An 18,801-nucleotide genomic window follows, 5' to 3' on the forward strand; every position below is an offset into this window, starting at 1 on the left:
CGCGTTTCTGGTAGCTGGAGCCACCAGAAACGCGCACGGGTGGGGTGAGCGGCAGCGGCGCAGAACCGCGCCGGCGTCAGCGCGACGCGCGCGCCAGCAACGCGCGGGCCTCCTCGCTCCCGTCGAGGACGCGCGCGGTGCGCCGCGCGATCTTCCAGGTTCCGTCGACCCGGCGCATGTCGAACCGGTTTGCGGTCACCCGCCACACCCGGAACGAATCGGAGTCCGGGTTGCGGCGCAGCAGCAGCGAATGGCACGTCGCGACAGCGGTGTCGCCGTCGACCCGGATGTGCACCGGATCCATCAGGTGCCCACAGCCTTCGGTGATGTAGTCCTGGTGGGGGCGGGTGCGCACCATCTCGGTGATCGCGTCGTTCCCCTCCATCACACGGATGTCGATGTCGTAGACGGCGTCCTCCGTCCACAGTGCACCGACGGCGTCGGCGTCGCCGGCATCGACCGCCGGTCCGTAGGCCGACAGCGTCTCCTGGATCGCAGCCTTGTCCTCGAGCAGTCGGATGCGCTCGACAAGAGCGTCGATCCGGGCGTCCGCATCGGCCATCGGGAGTCCTTTCGTCGGGTACGGCACACCGCGACGATCGAGTCCGGTGCAGTCATCTGTCTACCGTCCGCGGCACGATGTCGCATCGCCGGTTCCGTTCAACGGAAACACGGCGGCGCCGCGTCGAATCGCCTGGAACCGTTCGGGACGGCACCCCGACACACGGTCCGACAGGTCCGAAGTCTCGATGCCACTCCGATTTCCGCCGGCTCCGCATGAGCCGATTCCGAGGAAGGTCGCCTCATGGGCCGTACGTTGGACAGGATCATGGAACACGCGGACGAGATCCGCGCCGAAGGCGCAACGGGTGACGAGCTCATGCGCCTGCCCGACACCTCCGCCAAGCACCTGCGTGACTCGGGCGTCATCCGCATGCTCCAGCCGAAGGAGTTCGGCGGTCAGGAAGCGCATCCGCGCGAGTTCGCCGAGACCGTCATGGCCATCGGCAACCTCGATGGCGCCACCGGCTGGGTCGCCGGCATCGTCGGCGTCCACCCGTGGGAACTCGCTTTCTTCGACGAGCGTGCCCAACAGGAGATCTGGGGTGAAGACGGTGACATGTGGATGGCCTCGCCGTACGCCCCGATGGGGGTCGCGGTGCCCGTCGACGGCGGCTACGTCCTCAACGGTCGTTGGGCGTTCTCCTCCGGAACCGACCACTGCGGCTGGATCATGATCGGCGCCGCGGTCGGCGACAAGGACGGCAACCGCACCGACCAGGTTCTGCACGTACTGCTTCCGCGGTCGGACTACGAGATCGACCCCGACAGTTGGGACGTCATCGGTCTGCGCGGCACCGGTTCGAAGGACCTGATCGTCGAGGACGCGTTCATCCCGGAGTACCGCACGATCGACGCCGACATCGTCCTCAGCGGCAACGGCTGGCGTCACGCGGGCCGCGACGAGACGCTGTACAAGTTCCCGTTCTCGTACATCTTCCCGCTGGGGATCACGTCGTCGTTGATCGGCATGACCGAGGGTGCGCTGGCCTGCCACATCGCGGCACAGAAGGAACGCGTCCAGGTCACGGGCGTCCCGATCAAGGAGGATCCGTACGTCCTGTACGCGATCAGCGAGGCCGCCGCGGACATCGAGGCCGCCCGCGTCACGCTGCTCGAGACCGTCGACCGGTTCTGGGACATGACGGATCGCGGTGAGGAGATCGGCTTCGAGGAACGCGCGAAGGGTCGCCGCACCCAGATCTCCTGCGCGTGGCGTGCGGTGCGCGCGATGGACGAGATCTTCGCCCGCGCAGGCGGGGCGGCCGTGCACCGCAAGACACCGATGCAGCGGTTCTGGCGCGACGCGCACGTCGGTCTCACCCACGCCATCCACGTCCCGGGCATGATCTACCACTCCGCGGCCCTCACCCAGCTCGGCGGCGACCCGCAGGGCCCCTACCGCGCAATGATCTGATCCCCCTTCACCTTCGAGGAAACATCACGATGACAGAACTGAAAGGTCTCGGCTACCTCCGCGTGCGGTCGACGGACGTGCCGCGCTGGCGCGAACTGCTCGTCGACGGTCTCGGCATGGCCGTCGGTTCGGGTCCCGACCCCGACGCCCTGTACGTGCGCGTCGACGAGCGTCGCTCCCGTATCGCCGTGTTGCCCGGCGATTCCGACCGGGCGCTCGCCGTCGGCTGGGAGGTGCGCGACGAATTCGCCCTGCAGCGCGTCCGCGAGGCCGTCGAGAAGTCGGGGCGCGCGGTCGAGGTGCTGTCGCGGCAGGAGGCGTCCCGCCTCGACGCGGAGGGCGCCATCGCATTCGACGACCCGGCCGGCACGCGCCTCGAGGTGTTCCACGGACCGGTGCTCGATCACAGCCCCGTCGTCACCCCGTTCGGGGGTCGTTGGCTCACCGGCGGATTGGGGCTCGGCCACGTGGTCCTTCCCACCCCGAACTGCGACGAATCCTACGAGTTCTACACGCAGGTGCTCGGGTTTCTGCCGCGCGGCTCGATCCGGCTGGACGAGGAAGGTGTGTCCCGGGTCCGCTTCCTCGGCATCAACGAACGCCACCACAGTCTGGCGCTGTGTCCCGCCCCGCCGAATGCGGAACCGGGCATGGTGCATCTGATGACGGAGGTGGACACGCTCGACGCGGTCGGGCAGGCGCTCGATCGTGTCAACCGGATGGAGTTCTCCATCTCGTCGACGCTGGGCCGGCACACGAACGACAAGATGATCTCGTTCTACGTCCGGGCACCCGGCGGCTGGGATCTGGAATTCGGTACCGAGGGCATGCTCGTGGACGAACGGCACTACACCGCGGAGGAGATCACCGCGGACGCCTACTGGGGTCACGACCAGTCCGGCTCGGAACCGCTCGCGGCGTTCGCCGGCTGACACCGCACCGATGGGGCGCCACGACACCGGTCGTGGCGCCCCTTTTCGCGGTTCCGCTCCGCGGTCGCACCACTTCCGTTCGTCACCGCGCGGCGTTACATTCGACCCCATTCCCGTTGATCGTCTGATCAATGCCGATCGGCACCATCCGAAGGGAGCCCTCCGTGACCGTCACCACCGAGCTGCCCACCACCGTCATGGGCCGCGTCACCGCGCTGCTCGCGCCGTTCCGCGACGCCGAGAGCCTCACCCTCACGGAACTGGCCCGGCACACCGGTTTTCCGCGATCCTCCGCCCACCGCATGCTGCTGCAACTCGTGCAGGTCGGCTGGATCGACCGCGAGGGCACGTCGTACCGGCTCGGCGCCAAGTTCGTCGAATTGGGCGGTCTCGCGCGCTCCTACGACGGCATCCATCGCGCGGCACTGCCCGTGATGCACGGTCTGTGGCACAGCACGGGCCTGGTCGTACAACTCGCCGTTCTCGACGGCGACAGCGTGCTCTACCTGGAGAAGACCGGTGGTCGCCGCGCCGACGACGTGGCCACGCGCGTGGGCGAGCGACGACCGGTGCAGTCGACGTTCGAAGGCCGCGCGCTGTCGGCGCACCGCGGCGGCACTCCGTCACTCCACGAGGGCCACGCGCCGCTCCGCATCCGCCCCACCGGCGTCGACGAACCCGCACGATGCATCGCCGCCGCGTTCGACAGCGGGTGCGGCGAGACGGCGGCGATCTCGGTCACCGGCATCGAGGTGTGCGAACCGCGGGACGTCGGCAGGCTCCTGCGGGACGCCGTCGCGGTCGTCGCGATGCGCTCGCCCCGCTGACCCCGAAGGCTCGACCTGCGGTTTCCGCTTCACCCCTTCACGCCGAGTGTGATCGCTGCTACAGTTCTGTCGTATTGATTGATCGCTTGATCAATGACATTCGGATCCCCGCCCCGGGCCGAATCGACCTTGTGGAGGTTTCGTGCGAAACAGTGGCGACTCTCCCGCGGCGGTCATCGATCGCGTCGCAGAACTGCTCGACGAGTTCCAGAACCGCCCGCGGCTGACCCTGTCCGAACTGTCGGGCCGTACCGGCCTGCCGAGATCGTCCGTCCATCGCCTGCTCGGTCAACTCGCCGACTGCGGCTGGATCCGACGCGACGGACGGGCCTACGTCCTCGGTCGCGCGGTCTTCGAATGGGGTGCACTCGCCCAGGACCGCGACGGCCTGCACCGAGCCGCGCATCCCGTGCTCACCGAATTGCATTCCGCCACCGGACTCGTCGCGCACCTCGCCGTCCTCGATGGGAATCACATCCGCTATCTCGACAAGATCGGGTGCGAGTCGATCCCCCTGCCGTCCCGGGTCGGCGGACGGATGCCGGCCCACCGCACGGCCCTCGGCAAGGCGATCCTCGCGCACACCCGCGCCTACGACGGGCGTGCGCCGTACCCCGTACCCGACCTCGACCGCGATCGTCTGCGCAGCGAGATCGCACATGCCCGTGAGCGCAGGATCGCCCAGGAGCGCGAGGAATCGGTGCGCGGAATCGCCTGCATCGCAGCACCGATCGGCGACCGACGCACGTGCGTCGGTGCGCTGTCGCTGACCGGACCGGTCGACCGGGTCGACCTCGTCCGACTCGCGACGCCGGTGCGCCATGCCGCCGGCACGATCTGGAGCATCTTCCACCGCGCCGACCGAGCACGACGCACCGGCTGACGACCCTCAGCGCACGAGCGCCTGACCACCGTCGACGGCCAGCGAATGCCCCGTGATGTACTGCGCGGCATCACTGCACAAGAACACGACGGCCGGTCCGATGTCGGTCTCGGGGTCCCCGAGTCGACGCAACGGCACGGTCGCGAGATAACCCTGCGCAGCATCGGGATCACGCGCGAACCATTGCTCCATCGCACCGGAACCCGCCAGCGGCAGAATCGCATTGACGCGAATCCCGTCCGACGCCCACTCGCACGCCGCCGTCCGGGTCAGCACCCGAACCGCTTCCTTCGCAGCGGCATACGCACCGGTTCCCGAAGGGTCCCAGCGGATCCCGGCCGCCGATCCGAGGTTGACGACCGATCCACCGTCCCGCAGATGCGGATGGCACGCGCGCATCATCCGCCACGTCGCGGTCGGACCCGAGTCCAACGCGGCACGGTAGGTGTCCTCGTCGACGTCGAGCAGCAGACCGTGGGCGGCCGACATCGCGTTGTTGACGAGGACCGAGATCGACCCGAACCGGTCGACGACCGCCGGGGCGAGCCGTGCGACGGCATTCCCGTCGGACACGTCGCACACGAACGCCTCGGCCTCGCCGCCACGTGTCGTGATCTCGCCGGCCACGGCCTCGATCGTCGCCTCGGTGCGGCCGACGAGCGCGACGCGCGCACCGGCGGAGGCGAGCGCGAGCGCGATTCCGCGCCCGATACCCTGACCGGCACCGGTGACGATCGCGGTTCGCCCGGCGAGCGCCCCGTCGAAGACGGTCGTGACGGACTGTCGTGTGGTCACACGCAACTCCTGGACTCGTGGAAACTCGAAGCCCATTGATCGATTGATCAATGGGTGTGGCACAATGCTCGAAGGCACGTGGCGTGCCGTCGAGCAGGGGAGGTGACCGGGGTGGACCCCCAGGAACGACGACGACAGATTCTCGACCGCTCGGCCGAGATCTTCGCGGAGAAGAGCATCGCCGCCACCACGATCCGGCAGATCGCCGACGCCGTGGGTGTCTACTCCGGCGCGCTCTACCACTACTTCCCGTCCAAGGACGCCATCGTCACCGAACTCATCCGCGAGTACATCGAAGACCTCACCGCACGATGCCGGGATCTGGTCGCACGGTCGCTGCCACCCATCGAACGCATGGAAGCACTCGCGACGATCGCACTGGAGACATCCGCCGAATACCACGGCGCGACGGCCATCTGGCGGCGCGAACACCACTACATGCGCAAGCTGCTCATCGCCGCCGACATGGCCGACACCGCCGACGAGATGGAGGAGGCCTGGCGCGGCGCCATCGCCGAGGGCGTCGCCGACGGCAGCCTCCGCGACGACGTCGACCCCCACACGCTCCAGGAGATGCTCTACGACGTCCTCTGGCACGCGTCACGCTGGTACACGGCGGGCCCGGAACACACCCACGCCGATCTCGCGGCCACGATCGTCACCGTCTTCGTCGACGGGATGCGCAACCGCGCGCGGTGACCCGCCCCGCCGGAACGGGTCACCGCGTGATCAGTTGCCGGACGCCGCGAGATTCTCCTCGACCTCCTTGTGCCACGATTCCCGGGCCCGGGTGGTGTCGACCTCGAACTCGAAACGCTGCGTCATGTCGGGCGTGACGTCCTCGACGTCGACGTAGAACTGCTGGTACCAGCGCCGCAACTGGTAGACCGGGCCGTCCTCCTCCGTGAGCAGCGGATTCTCGATGCGGCTCTTGTGCTTCCAGATCTCGATGTCCTGCTTGAACTGCTCTTCGAGGCCATCCGTGAACAGCGTCGCCATCTCCGCGGTCTGCTCCTCCGACATGCCCTCGATCCGCTTCACGGTCGTGCCGAACTGCAGCACGAACGAGTTGTTCGTGACCGGGTAGTGGCAGTTGATGAGCTTCGACTCGACGGTCGCGCCGTCGGCAACGGTGTAGAGCGTATCGAGCATGAAGGACGGTCCGTAGTAGAACGCGTCCGAGATCGTCTGCGCGTCCGGAATATCCATCTGCACGCCGGTCTTGATGTCGTCACGCCCGTACGAGCGCATGTGCTGACCGGCGACGTGACCGTCGAACACGTTCTTGAAGAACTCCGGCATCTGGAAGTGCACGTAGAAGAAGTGCGCCATGTCGACGACGTTGTCGACGATCTCGCGGCAGTGTGACCCCTCGACGTGGATCGACGTCCACGTCCACTCGCTCCACTCCCCCTCGTCGTAGCCGTCGATCTCGGGGATGGTGATCTCGTCCGGCGGCGTCGTGCCCTGCGGGCAGTGCCACACGAACAGCGCACCGAACTTCTCCATCGTCAGCCACGCCTTGGTGCGCGCCACCTTGGGTGTGCGACGGGCATAGGGGATCTCCGTACAGCGACCGTTGCCACCCCACCGCCAGTCGTGGAACGGACACGCGATCGCGTCGCCCTTGATCTCGCCGCGCGCGAGGTTTCCGCCCATGTGCCGGCAGAAGGCATCGAGAACGTGCAGGTCGCCCTTGGTGTCGGCGAACACCACCAGGTCGGTACCGAACGCCTGGACCTGGTGCGGTTTGCCGTCGCGGAAATCCCGCGCGAGGCCGATACAGTGCCAGCCGCGGGCGAAACGTGTCGGGTTGGTGCCGGTTTCGATACTGCGGATCTCGATACGATCCTGTTCGACGGTCATTGATGTCCTCCGGTGGAGTGGGCTGGGCTGGTGGGGAACAACCGAACGATCGTCACCGTGCGGCGACGCCGTCCTCGGAAGGCAGCGGCGGCATCACCGGCTCGACTCGGTGACTCTCGGGAACGTCACCGGCCGCGACCGCCGCATCGACGGCCTCGTCGAGCGCCGTGCACCGCATCAGATAGGCGGTGGGGTCGACCGTGCGGGCCTCGGTGAGCTCCCGACACACCCGCCCCGACGGTTCGGTCCACTGGACACTCGTGTGCGCGGGGCTGTATTTGGCGACGAGCACGCGGGTACCACACCTCTGGCATGCGAGCGAATGCATTTCGTCCGTTTCCCTTCCTCGGATGACCCGAGACTAGGAACGCACATGTGGTGGCGACCACACCGTTTCAGCCCAGCGGAACACGCCGATGTCCGCCTCCGGCGGCCCGAGCGACTGCATCCGCCTCCGGCGGCCCGAGCGACTGCATCCGCCTCCGGCGGCCCGAGCGAACGTGTCCGCCTCCGGCGGATCGAGCGAACGTATCGCTCGCTCGATCGAATCGATCGCGTGTACCACTCGCTCATCGGGGGTCGGGCGACTTGACACTCACGTTGCGTGAGGCTCGACGATCGGTGTCATGAACTTCGACGCCTTCGACCTCAGCCCCGTCCCCGCACCCGGACCCGACGCACAGGATCCCGGTGTCTACCGCGGCATCTACGGGATGCCCATGTTCGTGACCGTCCCGACCGCCGACCTGCACGCCTCCGTCGACTTCTGGACCGACGGCCTCGGATTCATCGACCTGTTCACCATTCCCGGACAACTCACACATCTGCGCCGGTGGGCGTTCCAGGACGTGCTGCTGGTCGCGGGCGAACCGGCCGCGGACCTCCCCGCCGCGACAGTCGGCTTCGCGTGCCTGCTCGACCAACTCGACGGCATCGCTCGTGCCTGCACGGCGCTGTCGCCGGGGTCGACCGACGGTCCGCGCGTCACACCGTGGAACACCACGGACCTCGAGATCCGCACCCCCGAGAACACCCGGGTGAACTTCACGGCAGCGATGCAACTCGACCCCGACAGCGAGACCGCCCGAAACCTCCGCGCCATCGGGTTCGACGTACCCTCGTCGTGAACGCAACACAGCCGTGAAAGCAACACCATGGACGTCATGACCGGACACACGAGGCCCGACCCCGACGGCGTGACCGTCGGGGTCGCCGCCCGTCTCACCGGAACCACCGTCCGGACGCTTCACCACTGGGACGACATCGGGCTCGTCTCCCCGGCCCACCGATTCCCCAACGGATACCGTCGGTACGGTCCGGACGACCTCGCGCGTATCCGACGCGTGCTGGTCCATCGCGCAGCGGGATCGACACTCGACCGGATCCGAGCGCTCCTCGACTCCGACACGTCGGATTCCGTGTCGGAACTGCGCCGGCAGCGGGCCGAACTCACCGATCGGATCGCGCAGTTGCAGAACATGACCGCCGCTCTCGACAGGATGCTCGACGCGCACGAACGAGGGCTGCTCCTGTCTGCGGAGGAGCAGATCGCGATCTTCGGCGACAACTGGAAACCGTCGTGGGCCGGCCGGGCACGCGACCGTTGGGCCGACACCGACCAGTGGGCCGAGTACGCGGAGCGCTCCGCGCATCGGTCTCCCGACGACTGGCGGCGCATCGCCGACGACGTGTCCGCACTGGAGAACGCACTCGCCGACGCAGTGCGCCGGGGCGTCGAGCCGGGATCGGACGAGGCGAACGAGCTGGCCGAGCGGCACCGCGCGTCGATCGACCGCTACTTCACCTGTACCCACTCGATGCACGTGTGTTTGGGCAGGATGTACGAATCCGACCGGGAGTATGCGGCACACTACGATTCCGTCGCCCCCGGACTGGCGGTGTGGTTGCGCGCGGCGATCGACGCGAATGCCCGTGCGCACGGAGCCGACCCGTCGACCGCCACATGGGAATGAATGTCGTTGTTCCCCCACGCCGGTGAGCGAATGTATCGTTCGCTCGAATCAATCGACCGAACGATACGTTCGCTCGCACACGGGTGTGGCGACCGCGGTGGTCGTCGGCTCGACCACCACCGTCATCACCATCACCATCACCGGCGTGACGTACGTTCCGGTCGAGGACGGCCTCGCGTGCGGCTCAGATCCATCCGTTGTGCTGTGCGTGTCGCGCGGCTTCCATCCGCGTCGTCGTTCCGGTCTTCCCGATCGCCGACGACAGGTAGTTGCGCACGGTACCCGACGACAGGTGCACGCTCTCGGCAATCCGCGCAACGGTTGCGCCGCCGAGCGCGGCGCGCAGTACGTCGCGCTCACGATCGGTGAGCGGATTGTGCCCGCCGACTATCGATTCGGCGGCGAGCGCAGCGTCGATGACGCGCTCACCGCGACTCACCCGCCGAACGGCGGCGGCGAGTTCGGCGGCCGGCGTGTCCTTGACGACGAACCCCGCGGCACCCGACTCGAGCGCCGACCTCAGGTAGCCGGGGCGCCCGAACGTGGTGACGATCAAGGTCCGTACGCCCGACAGTTCCCGGGCCACCCGCGCGGCCGCGGCGATGCCGTCGAGGCCGGGCATCTCGATGTCCAGCAGGCACACCTGCGCCCCACTGGTTCGGGCCGCGTCGACCACCTCGTCGCCGCGCCCGACCTGCGCGACGACCGAGAGGTCGTCCTCGAGTTCGAGCAGCGCGGCGAGGGCGCCCCTCACGAGCGCCTGATCGTCGGCCAGCAACAGTCGGATCATCCGAAGACCACCTCCACCTCCGTACCCCGACCGCCCGGACCTGCACCGAGGCGAATGTCCCCACCGGCCGCACGCACCCGATCGCGGGCACCGCGCAGGCCGTTGCCCTCGGTGCCGCCGCCGAGTCCGGCGCCGTCGTCGACGACGCGGAGCGTACCGGAGCGCAGTTCGATCGTGCAGTGCCGGCCGCGACTGTGCCGGATGACGTTCGTGACGGCCTCGCGGAGCACCCACGCCGCGACCATCCGGTGCCGCGGGTCGACGGTGTCCGGCGCGCCGCGGACGTCGACGGCGATTCCCGTGTCCGAGAGTGCGCTGCGGGCCCGGTCGAGTTCTTCGCCGAGGCGGGCGATCCGCAGCCCCGAGACGGTCGCGCGGACCTCACCGAGCGCCTCCCGCGTCAACGAACGGATCGCCGCGAGTTCGGCCTTCGCGCGGTCGGGGTCGATGTCGACGAGACGTTCGGCGAGTTCGGCCTTCACGGTGACCGCGGTGAGGCTGTGCCCGAGGACGTCGTGCACGTCGCGGGCGACACGGTCGCGTTCGTCGGCGATCACGAGTTCGTTGCGCAACGCGCGGTATTCGTCGTCCCGGTCGCCGACCGCGCGGATCACCGCGGTGATCGCACCCACCAGCACGACGATCAGCGTGTAGAAGAAGTCGTCGCGCAGGGTGCCGTTCACCCACGGCACCAGCAGGCACACTGCGGCGGCGACGACGAGGACGGTCATCCTGGGCACGAACGTCAGCGTGAACATCGCGAACGACACGACGAACGCGCCCATACCCAACGCGCCCGGACCGATGTGCAGGCCCACCGCGCAGATCAGGAGAACGAGCAACGGCAGGTGGATCGCAGCGATCCGCGCGGGCGGCACCGACCCCTTGTGGAGCGCACGGAATCCGTGGACGTAGACGAGCGCGAACGCGGCGACGCCGACCGTGGCGAGGGTCCTGCCGAGCGCCGAACCCGTGGTCAGCACCTCCGACAGCGGGTAGAACAGGAACAGGAGCCAGACGGTGGCCATGAACCACCCGAACCGGTCCCACGGGTCCTCACCGTGCGGGTCGGTGTGTTGCTTGTCGGTCACTGTCGTCCCCGTCCTCGCTTCACCAGGTATGTCGAGAGAACCACGAAGATCATCGCCCACACCGACAGATTGAGCAGCGGCACCCACAGCGGCTCGGCGGGTAGGGCGTCGCCGTTGCCGTCGATCAGGACACCCTCGGTCAGCGGGTACCGGGCGAGCGCCACGTAGCCGTAGAGCGGCGTGAACTTCGCGATGGCGAGCATGGTGCCGGAGAGCGGAATGAAGATGTTGCCGAGGAACGCGAGAACCACCAAGCTGCCGCTCGCGGCGCCGACAGCGGCCTCCGATCGGAATGCGAGACCGAACATCAGGCCGTACACGGAGAACACGGCGGCGCCGACGAGCACGGCGATCGAACTGAGAATCCAGGCGCTCCACTGCCCCGATGCTCCCGTGAACACACCCAGGATGAAGATCAGGGCGATGGGAATGGCGGCGAACACCAACGCGACGGTCGCCTTCATCGCGACGAATCCCGCATCGGTCAGTGGCGTCAGACCGAGTTGACGCCCCCACCCCTGCATGCGCTCGACGGCGGCCATTCCGCCGATGCCGGTGGTCGCGGTGACCGCGCCGTATGCGGCCATCGAGATCATGATGTACATGGCGACGTTGCCGTGGCCGGCCGATTCGGATGCGTACGACTGCGATGCACCGAAGATGATGTAGAAGAAGGCGGGCAGGATCGCGATGAAGAAGACGCTCACGTAATCACGGAACTTGCGGCGCAATTCGAGGCGGATGAACGTAGTGGTCATGCGGGCACCTTCTCGGTGAGGGTGAGGAACGCGGTTTCGAGCGAACCACCGGTGATTTCGAGGTTGGTGGCACCGAGGTCGACGAGGAGCGTCCGAGCCACCCCATCGGAATCCGTTGCCCTGACTTCGATCCTGTTGCCCATCACGGAGATACCCGCGACACCGGGGTGCGACGCCAACACCGCGCGCACGTCGTCCTCGCGTCCGTCGGCGATGTCGGCGGAGACCATCCGTCCGGCGGCGAGCGCGCGGATCTCGGAGGTCCGGCCATCGGCGACGACGCGCCCTCCGGCGACCATCACGATGCGATCCGCGAACGAGTCGGCCTCTTCGAGGTAGTGGGTGGCGAAGACGACGGTGCGCCCTCGGTCGGCCTCGGCGTGCATCGTGGCCCAGAAGTCGCGGCGCGCTCCGACGTCCATCCCGGCGGTCGGTTCGTCGAGGATCAGCAGGTCCGGATCGGGCAGCAACGCCAATGCGAACCGCAGTCGCTGCTGCTCACCGCCCGAACACTTCGACACCATCCGGCCGGTGAGTGCAGCGACCCCGGCCCGTTCGAGGACCTCGTCGACGTCGCGGTGCCGGGGGAACGTCGAGGCGATCATGTCAACGGTCTCGCGGACGGTGAGGTCGCGCAGCAGCCCGCCGGTCTGGAGTACCGCAGACACCTGGCCTGCGGCGATCGCGTGCCGTGGCGGTTTCCCGAACACCGACACCACCCCCGCGGTGGGTTCGGTGAAGCCCAGCACCATGTCGAGGGTGGTGGTCTTCCCGGCGCCGTTGGGACCGAGCAGCGCGACGACCTCGCCGCGCCGCACTGTCAGGTCGAGGTGGTCGACGGCGCGCACCTCGTCGGCGCCTCGCGGCCGGAAGGTCTTGACGACGTCGTACAGCTCGATCGCTGCGGCCTCTGTGTGTTCCACGATCGGAATTCTTGTGGTTCACGGGGACGCGCCGCGATCCCCGGCTGTCACGAGATCACCGTGACAAATGTCAGACGGACACGGCGCGGTACTTCTCCAGCACGTCGTCGGTGTGCTCACCGTGCACCGGCGGCGCCGAGCGCAGCCGGGGCCGCACTCCTCCGAAGTTGACGGGGAACGCGATCTGTTCGAGCGGACCCGACGCGTGGTCGACGGTGCCGATCATGCCGATCGCGGCGGTGTGCGGGTCGTCGTAGATCTCGTCGAGATGCCGGATCGGTGAGACGGGCACCCCGTGCTCCTCGAGTACCCGGCACCAGTATTCGACGGTGTGCGCGGCGAACACCTCGGTGAGCACCTGTTCGAGATCGTCCCGGTGCTCGATGCGGTCTCGGTTGCGGAGGAACCGCGGGTCGGTCGCGAGTTCGGCGCGACCCATCGCCGTACACAGGTTCTCCCACAGAGAATCGTTGCCGACCGCGACGACGAAGTAGCCGTCGCTGGCCGGATATGCCTGGTAGGGAGCGAGATTGGGATGTGCTGAGCCGAGGGCGTGCGGGCGCTGCTTCGTTGCGAAATAGTTGGTGGCCCAGTTGACGTGCATCGCGAGTTGGCATTCGAACAGCGAGGTGGTGACGTACTGTCCGCGACCGGTTCTGCCGCGTTCGACCAGCGCCGCGAGCACACCGATCACACCGAACAGCGCCGCACCGAGGTCGCCCATCGCGTAACCGGACTTCATGGGGGCACCGCCGGGTTCGCCGGTCAGCGACATCAGCCCACCCGCTGCCTGGGCGACCATGTCGTAGCCCGGCTGGTCGGACAGGGGCCCTTCGTCGCCGAACGCGGAGATGTGCAGGACGACGAGGTGCGGGTGCCGTTCCGACAGTGCACGGTAGTCGAAGATCTGCTGCAGTCCGCTGCCCGGCTTGAAGTTTTCGACGACGACGTCGGCGTCCTCGAGCATGCGGTGGACGATCCGCTGCCCTTCCTCCGATTTCAGGTCGAGGGTCACCGACTTCTTGCCGCGGTTGACCGCGAGATAGTAGGTGGCGTCGTCCCCGACGAAAGGGGGGCCCCACGTGCGTGTGGGGTCGCCGCCGTCGGGATGCTCCACTTTGGTGACGTCGGCGCCGAGGTCGGCGAACGACATCGTTGCGTACGGTCCGGCCAGGATCTTGGACAGATCGACCACTTTGACTCCGGCGAGGGGCGCCGGTCCGGTGACGGGATTCTCGGTCATCAGCGTGCTCCTGCAAGTGAGTCCGTCGCTGCGGCGTGCGCAACGGACGGGTCGATGTCGGTGCCGTCGACGACGGCATCGAGGTGCGCCAGCGCGACGGCATTCGGTTCGCCGGCAAGGCCGCTGAGATAGGCATTCGCCACCAGCAGCGACCGGTATCCGCGACCACGCGCGATGCGGCCGGACGCGAGGTCGACGAGCAGCGTGGCCATCACGGTGCGCGCGAGATCGTCCGTGTAGGTGGCGCAGAGGGTTTGAGCGCGCACGTCGTCGCTCGCGAGCAGTTCCTCCCCCTTGGCTTCGAGCGCATCCCACAGTTCCCACAGTTCCGCGACGGCGGGTACGCAGTCGCCTCCCGCGGATTCTAGGATCGCGCGCATCGCTACCGCCAGGACTCGGTGTGCACCGTTCTTGCGCATGGAGCGCAGGACGTCGAGAGCGATGACGTTGCTCGAGCCCTCCCAGATGGACCCGAGGTGCGAGTCGCGGACGAGCCGCGCGAACACCCTGTCCTCGATGTACCCGTTGCCGCCGCGGATCTCCATCGCCTCACCGGTCACGGTGCGCGCACGCTTGCATATGTAGTGCTTCGCGACGGGGGTGAGGATCCGGACGATGCTGCGTGCAGCGTCGTCACCGCGGTCGGCACGGTCGAGGGTGGCTCCGCTGTAGGCGACGAGTGCGAGTGCTGCCTCGGCGTCGAGTGCGAGCGGCAGCAGTGTCGCGCGCATGAGTGGCTGGTCGAACAGGGTCTTGCCGAACACTTCCCGAACCCGGGTGTGTTCGACCGCGTCCCGCAGCGCGCGGCGCATGAGCGCGCTGGAACGCATCGCGTTGGAGAGCCTGGAGGTGTTGAGCATCTCGGTCATCTGCCGGAACCCGCGGTCGAGTTCGCCGACCTGCAGCGCGTAGGCACCGTGCAGTGTGACTTCACCGCTGGGCATCGATCGGGTTCCGAGTTTGTCCTTGAGCCGGTCGATCGTGTAGGAGTTCCGCGTTCCGTCGGGAAGTCGCTTGGGCACCATGAACATTCCCACGCCGCGCGTGGAGTTCTCGGCGCCGCCCGGGAACCGAGCGAGCGTGACGATGACGTCGGCATCCGGGTTGGAGGCGAACCATTTACGGCCCGTGAGGCGCCACGCCGTGCCGTCGCGCTCGGCGCGGGTCTCGGTCTGCGCGATATCGGTTCCGGCCTGCGTCTCGGTCATGAACATCGCGCCGGTCAGCGCCGCGTCCGGGTCGGTCGACGTCAGCCCGTCGATGTAGGGCCCGAACACGTCGGGATCGCCGAACATGCGCAGCGTGCGGGCAGCGGCATCGGTCATCGACACCGGGCATGCGAGCCCGAACTCGGCCTGCACGAACAGGTAGGACGCGAGGTACTTGACGAGATGCGGGGGCACGTCCGTCCAGCCGTGAACAGGGCGATGCGAGAGCGCAGAGAGTCCGTACTCCGAGTACGCGGCGCGGCACAGTTCCAGATAGGCGGGGTGGTAGTCGATGGTGTCGATGCGCTCGCCGTCGCAGTCGTATTGGCGAAGTGTCGGGGGGTGTGCATTGGCGGTGGCGGCGAGTGCATCGAGTCGCTGTGCAGCGTCGGCGCCGAGGCGGTCGAGGAGACGCTCGGTGAGTTCACGGTCGGGTTCGTCGATCCACCGGTCGAGCACTGCCCGGAGTGCGGGATCCTCGTGTGCGTAGTTCATCGTCGTCCTTTCGGCAGTGTGTTCTCGGCGGAAGTCAGTGGGTGGCAGCGGGTGCGCGGGCGGGCGCGGGGTCCGCAGGTTCGGCGTCGGCACCGGACGCGGTGGCCGATCGGCGCAGGAGCGCTGTCATGCAGACCAGCGAGAGCAGAACGTATCCGAGCCCGAGTCCGACGACCGGCCAGATCGTTCCGGTGCGATTGAGCAGGAACTGGCTGACCATCGGAGCTGTACCCGCGAAGATTGCCGTCGACAGCTGGTACGACAGCGAGATCCCCGTGTAACGGATGTGAGTGGGGAACACCTGCGCGAGGATGCCCGCCAGCGCCGCGTAGTACATCGCGTGCGGCGCCGTTGCGAGGACCATGCCGATGATCGCCCAGGTGAGCGAGCCGGTCTGGATGAGCACGAACATCAGCGGCAGGACGACGAGCTCGGGGATCAACATCCACAGCACTGCTCGACGCACATCGATGCGGGTGGCGAGGATGGCGCCGAACGGCTGCACGATGACCTGCGCGACCAGCGCGAGGGTGATGACGAGCAGAAAGTCGCCCCGGTCGAATCCGAGATCCGTCGTGGCCCAGGCCAGCGCGAAGGTCGTCTTGACGTAGGTGATCGCGACACCGGCGACCACCGCACCGACTCCGAGCAGCAGGACTGTCCTGTGCGTGCTGAGCACCTCGGCCAGCGGAAGACGCTTCTTCTCCTGGGACTCGACTGCCGCCTTCATCTCGGGGGTTTCCTGGATCCGCAGCCGGATGTAGAGGGCCACGACCACCAGTGCGGCGGAGGCAACGAACGGGATCCGCCAACCCCAGCCTTCGAATGCGGCATCGGACATCGCGGTCAGGCCGAGGAAGGCCACTGTCGCAAGGAGATTGCCCACAGGTGATCCTTGCTGCGCGAACGCGCCGTAGAGCACTTTCTTGCGTGGTGGGGCGAATTCCGTGGCGATGAGGACGGCACCTCCCCATTCCCCGCCCATCGCGATGCCCTGCAACACGCGCAACAGGACCAGGAGAATGGGCGCCCAAATACCGATCTGGGCGTAGGTCGGCAGCAGGCCCACGCCGACAGTGCCGATGCCCATGATCGCGAGGGTGGTGATGACGGCGTTCTTGCGTCCGAACTTGTCGCCGAAGTGGCCGAAGACGACGCCGCCGAGTGGTCGTGCGATGAATCCGACCGCGAAGGTCGCGAATGCGGCCAGCGTGCCGATTGCCGGGGAGACATCGGGGAAGAACAGCTTGCCCAGCACCAGCGCGGACGCCGTGCCGTAGATGTAGAAGTCGAACCACTCGATCGTGGTGCCGACGAAGGCGGTCACGCCGGCTCGGCGCGCAGCTTTTGTGTCGTGCGCGGTGTGCTCTGGGGTTGGATTCACGATGCACTCCGAGGCGTGTCGTGCGGGCCATGTCCGCGAATGAATGAGGTGCGTATCACTATCGACGGACGATCGTGTAAAGTCCAAGACCTAATTCGACATGATTATGTGGATATTCCACTGAGTTGAGGGCGACATGGAATTCCGTCAGCTGCAGGCGTTCCTCGCGGTTGCCGAGGAACTGCATTTCGGACGCGCCGCGGAACGACTGCACATCGCACAGTCGCCGCTGAGCCAGATGATCCGCACCCTCGAACGAGAACTCGGCGCCCGATTGTTCGAGCGCACCACCAGATCGGTGCAGCTCACCGCCGCAGGCACGGCATTATTGCCCCCGGCGCGGGTGATCGCAGCACAGCTCCAGGTGGCACGCGCGGTGGTGCGCTCGACCGCGGCCGGAGAGACCGGCGTGGTCAGCGTCGGATTCGGCGGGGCGAGCGGCTACACCGTGCTGTCCGAGCTGACCCGCGAGCTCGCGGATCACCATCCCGGCATCGAACTCGATCTACGCCCCCAGACCTATTCGGGCGAAGTGCTCGATCTCGTCGCCCAGGGCCTGCTCGACATGGGCATCGTCGGCCTCCCCGTCCCCGACGACTTCGCCACCGAGACCGTGCGACACGAATCCCTGATGGTCGCGGTACCGGCCGGGCATCGACTTACCGACCGAGACACTCTCGAACCCGGTGATCTCGCAGGTGAACGGCTGGTGGTCTATCCCGCAGCACACGGCTCACTCGTACGCGATGCCACCTTCACCGTGTGCGCGTCGGCAGGATTCGCACCGACCATCGCTCGTGAAGCCCCCGACCCGTACAGCCTCCTGGCTCTCGTCGGCGCGGGTGTCGGGATCGCCGTCGTCGTGGCGTCGACCGCGCACATCACCGTCGACGGCGTGCAGTACCTCCCACTCGACGGCGGCCCGATACTTCCGATCGCGCTCGCATGGCGACGCGGCAACACCGCTCCCGCGCTCCAGCGGGTCTTGGAGGTGCTACGCGAAATGCCCGGCGCCCGATAGCGCCGCACACTTCACATCGGGTAGACAGAGGTCAATTCGCAGCAGGACAGCACTGCAGCACGAGAGCACCGAGGAGAAGCTGTGCCGGAATCGATCCTGCTCGTCGAACAGCGCGGACCCGTCCGCATTCTCACGTTCAACCGACCGCAGCAACGCAACGCGCTCAACTCGGCGCTCATCGATACCCTGCGCGCGGAACTCGCCGCAGCGGACGCCGACGACCAGACCAGCGTCGTCATCCTCACCGGCTCCGACCCCGCCTTCTGCGCGGGTCTCGACCTCCAGGAACTCGGATCCGGCGGCAACACGCTCCTGAAGGTCGAGGACGAGAGCATTCCCGTCGGGCATCCGTGGACGCCGCTGTCGAAGCCTGTGATCGGCGCGATCAACGGTGCCGCCATCACCGGTGGCCTCGAATTGGCTCTCGCATGCGACATTCTCATCGCCTCGACGCGCGCACGATTCGCCGACACCCACGCCCGCGTCGGAGTGCTCCCGGGCTGGGGGCTGACGTCGCGCCTGCCCGCCGCCGTGGGTCGCGGGTTCGCGCGGCGCATGAGCCTGTCGGGGAACTTCGTCGATGCCGAAGAGGCACTGCAGGCCGAACCCCGCGCTGCGGGACGCGCGCAGAACG

At 67.5% G+C, this 18,801-nt stretch carries 19 protein-coding genes and 1 pseudogene; 9 read left to right on the forward strand and 11 right to left on the reverse strand.

The window, feature by feature from the left end:
* Positions 1-76 precede the first annotated feature (76 nt).
* Positions 77-562, reverse strand: a complete 486-nt coding sequence (locus LDQ05_RS12170) for a nuclear transport factor 2 family protein (protein ID WP_226437224.1) — start codon at positions 560-562, stop codon at positions 77-79.
* Between the two features lie 243 nt (positions 563-805).
* Between LDQ05_RS12170 and LDQ05_RS12175 the strand changes: the two genes are divergently transcribed.
* The 4 genes from LDQ05_RS12175 (at position 806) to LDQ05_RS12190 (ending at position 4,620) form a co-directional block, all read left to right on the forward strand.
* Positions 806-1,978: an acyl-CoA dehydrogenase family protein gene (locus LDQ05_RS12175; RefSeq protein WP_226437225.1), complete on the forward strand. Its 1,173-nt coding sequence runs from the start codon at positions 806-808 to the stop codon at positions 1,976-1,978.
* Between the two features lie 29 nt (positions 1,979-2,007).
* On the forward strand, positions 2,008-2,910 hold the full coding sequence (gene bphC, locus LDQ05_RS12180) for a biphenyl-2,3-diol 1,2-dioxygenase (RefSeq protein WP_226437226.1): 903 nt from the start codon (positions 2,008-2,010) through the stop codon (positions 2,908-2,910).
* 164 nt (positions 2,911-3,074) lie between these two features.
* On the forward strand, positions 3,075-3,737 hold the full coding sequence (locus LDQ05_RS12185) for an IclR family transcriptional regulator (protein ID WP_226437227.1): 663 nt from the start codon (positions 3,075-3,077) through the stop codon (positions 3,735-3,737).
* Positions 3,738-3,879: 142 nt separating this feature from the next.
* Positions 3,880-4,620 carry an IclR family transcriptional regulator gene (locus LDQ05_RS12190; protein WP_226437228.1) on the forward strand — a complete coding sequence of 247 codons (741 nt, stop codon included), beginning with the start codon at positions 3,880-3,882 and terminating at the stop codon, positions 4,618-4,620.
* A gap of 6 nt (positions 4,621-4,626) precedes the next feature.
* On the opposite strand, the gene LDQ05_RS12195 is transcribed toward LDQ05_RS12190, so the two are convergent.
* On the reverse strand, positions 4,627-5,415 hold the full coding sequence (locus LDQ05_RS12195) for an SDR family NAD(P)-dependent oxidoreductase (protein ID WP_226437229.1): 789 nt from the start codon (positions 5,413-5,415) through the stop codon (positions 4,627-4,629).
* Positions 5,416-5,526: 111 nt separating this feature from the next.
* On the opposite strand from LDQ05_RS12195, the gene LDQ05_RS12200 reads away from it, so the two are divergent.
* Entirely contained in the window at positions 5,527-6,114 is a 588-nt protein-coding gene (locus LDQ05_RS12200) for a TetR/AcrR family transcriptional regulator (RefSeq protein WP_226437230.1), read from the forward strand.
* A 30-nt stretch (positions 6,115-6,144) separates the two neighbouring features.
* Here LDQ05_RS12200 and LDQ05_RS12205 read toward each other — a convergent pair whose 3' ends face one another.
* The gene (locus LDQ05_RS12205; protein WP_226437231.1) at positions 6,145-7,281 is read right to left on the reverse strand and encodes a 3-ketosteroid-9-alpha-monooxygenase, oxygenase component; all 1,137 of its coding nucleotides are present in this window, start codon (positions 7,279-7,281) and stop codon (positions 6,145-6,147) included.
* 52 nt (positions 7,282-7,333) lie between these two features.
* Positions 7,334-7,573: a hypothetical protein gene (locus tag LDQ05_RS12210; RefSeq protein ID WP_308013208.1), complete on the reverse strand. Its 240-nt coding sequence runs from the start codon at positions 7,571-7,573 to the stop codon at positions 7,334-7,336.
* 334 nt (positions 7,574-7,907) lie between these two features.
* On the opposite strand from LDQ05_RS12210, the gene LDQ05_RS12215 reads away from it, so the two are divergent.
* Both LDQ05_RS12215 and LDQ05_RS12220 read left to right on the forward strand, forming a co-directional pair.
* Positions 7,908-8,408: a VOC family protein gene (locus tag LDQ05_RS12215; protein WP_226437233.1), complete on the forward strand. Its 501-nt coding sequence runs from the start codon at positions 7,908-7,910 to the stop codon at positions 8,406-8,408.
* A gap of 36 nt (positions 8,409-8,444) precedes the next feature.
* A complete protein-coding gene (locus LDQ05_RS12220; RefSeq protein WP_226437234.1) occupies positions 8,445-9,254 on the forward strand; it encodes a MerR family transcriptional regulator in 810 nt (269 codons plus the stop codon).
* Between the two features lie 184 nt (positions 9,255-9,438).
* Here LDQ05_RS12220 and LDQ05_RS12225 read toward each other — a convergent pair whose 3' ends face one another.
* From LDQ05_RS12225 to LDQ05_RS12255, 7 genes are all read right to left on the reverse strand, one after another.
* Positions 9,439-10,044 carry a response regulator transcription factor gene (locus LDQ05_RS12225; RefSeq protein ID WP_226437235.1) on the reverse strand — a complete coding sequence of 202 codons (606 nt, stop codon included), beginning with the start codon at positions 10,042-10,044 and terminating at the stop codon, positions 9,439-9,441.
* Entirely contained in the window at positions 10,041-11,135 is a 1,095-nt protein-coding gene (locus tag LDQ05_RS12230; protein WP_226437236.1) for a sensor histidine kinase, read from the reverse strand. Before LDQ05_RS12230 ends, LDQ05_RS12225 begins: the two co-directional genes overlap by 4 nt.
* A complete protein-coding gene (locus tag LDQ05_RS12235; RefSeq protein ID WP_226437237.1) occupies positions 11,132-11,893 on the reverse strand; it encodes an ABC transporter permease in 762 nt (253 codons plus the stop codon). The genes LDQ05_RS12230 and LDQ05_RS12235 overlap by 4 nt, the downstream gene beginning before the upstream one ends.
* Positions 11,890-12,816 (reverse strand): ABC transporter ATP-binding protein, encoded by a 927-nt coding sequence (locus LDQ05_RS12240; RefSeq protein WP_372461094.1) that lies wholly within the window; start codon positions 12,814-12,816, stop codon positions 11,890-11,892. Before LDQ05_RS12240 ends, LDQ05_RS12235 begins: the two co-directional genes overlap by 4 nt.
* Before the next feature lie 70 nt (positions 12,817-12,886).
* Positions 12,887-14,059, reverse strand: a complete 1,173-nt coding sequence (locus tag LDQ05_RS12245) for a CaiB/BaiF CoA transferase family protein (protein WP_226437238.1) — start codon at positions 14,057-14,059, stop codon at positions 12,887-12,889.
* Positions 14,059-15,762 (reverse strand): acyl-CoA dehydrogenase family protein, encoded by a 1,704-nt coding sequence (locus LDQ05_RS12250; RefSeq protein WP_226437239.1) that lies wholly within the window; start codon positions 15,760-15,762, stop codon positions 14,059-14,061. Before LDQ05_RS12250 ends, LDQ05_RS12245 begins: the two co-directional genes overlap by 1 nt.
* A gap of 34 nt (positions 15,763-15,796) precedes the next feature.
* Positions 15,797-17,146 carry an MFS transporter gene (locus LDQ05_RS12255; RefSeq protein WP_372461095.1) on the reverse strand — a complete coding sequence of 450 codons (1,350 nt, stop codon included), beginning with the start codon at positions 17,144-17,146 and terminating at the stop codon, positions 15,797-15,799.
* A 136-nt stretch (positions 17,147-17,282) separates the two neighbouring features.
* Here LDQ05_RS12255 and LDQ05_RS12260 point away from each other — a divergent pair, with 136 nt between their 5' ends.
* Both LDQ05_RS12260 and LDQ05_RS12265 read left to right on the forward strand, forming a co-directional pair.
* Positions 17,283-18,167, forward strand: coding sequence for a LysR family transcriptional regulator (locus tag LDQ05_RS12260; RefSeq protein WP_169687105.1), 885 nt, complete (start codon positions 17,283-17,285; stop codon positions 18,165-18,167).
* A gap of 81 nt (positions 18,168-18,248) precedes the next feature.
* A pseudogene (locus LDQ05_RS12265) lies at positions 18,249-18,770 on the forward strand (enoyl-CoA hydratase); the annotation flags it as partial.
* Between the last annotated feature and the right edge of the window lie 31 nt (positions 18,771-18,801).

The organism is Rhodococcus yananensis (assembly GCF_020515525.1).
GTDB lineage: Bacteria > Actinomycetota > Actinomycetes > Mycobacteriales > Mycobacteriaceae > Rhodococcus > Rhodococcus yananensis.

Bases quoted from the DNA above. Each gene is read 5' to 3' on its own strand.
- LDQ05_RS12170 (WP_226437224.1), bottom strand. From the start codon at position 562: ATGGCCGATGCGGACGCCCGGATCGACGCTCTTGTCGAGCGCATCCGA.
- LDQ05_RS12175 (WP_226437225.1), top strand. From the start codon at position 806: ATGGGCCGTACGTTGGACAGGATCATGGAACACGCGGACGAGATCCGC.
- bphC (WP_226437226.1), top strand. From the start codon at position 2,008: ATGACAGAACTGAAAGGTCTCGGCTACCTCCGCGTGCGGTCGACGGAC.
- LDQ05_RS12205 (WP_226437231.1), bottom strand. From the start codon at position 7,281: ATGACCGTCGAACAGGATCGTATCGAGATCCGCAGTATCGAAACCGGC.
- LDQ05_RS12215 (WP_226437233.1), top strand. From the start codon at position 7,908: ATGAACTTCGACGCCTTCGACCTCAGCCCCGTCCCCGCACCCGGACCC.
- LDQ05_RS12220 (WP_226437234.1), top strand. From the start codon at position 8,445: ATGACCGGACACACGAGGCCCGACCCCGACGGCGTGACCGTCGGGGTC.
- LDQ05_RS12225 (WP_226437235.1), bottom strand. From the start codon at position 10,044: ATGATCCGACTGTTGCTGGCCGACGATCAGGCGCTCGTGAGGGGCGCC.
- LDQ05_RS12235 (WP_226437237.1), bottom strand. From the start codon at position 11,893: ATGACCACTACGTTCATCCGCCTCGAATTGCGCCGCAAGTTCCGTGAT.
- LDQ05_RS12245 (WP_226437238.1), bottom strand. From the start codon at position 14,059: ATGACCGAGAATCCCGTCACCGGACCGGCGCCCCTCGCCGGAGTCAAA.
- LDQ05_RS12250 (WP_226437239.1), bottom strand. From the start codon at position 15,762: ATGAACTACGCACACGAGGATCCCGCACTCCGGGCAGTGCTCGACCGG.
- LDQ05_RS12260 (WP_169687105.1), top strand. From the start codon at position 17,283: ATGGAATTCCGTCAGCTGCAGGCGTTCCTCGCGGTTGCCGAGGAACTG.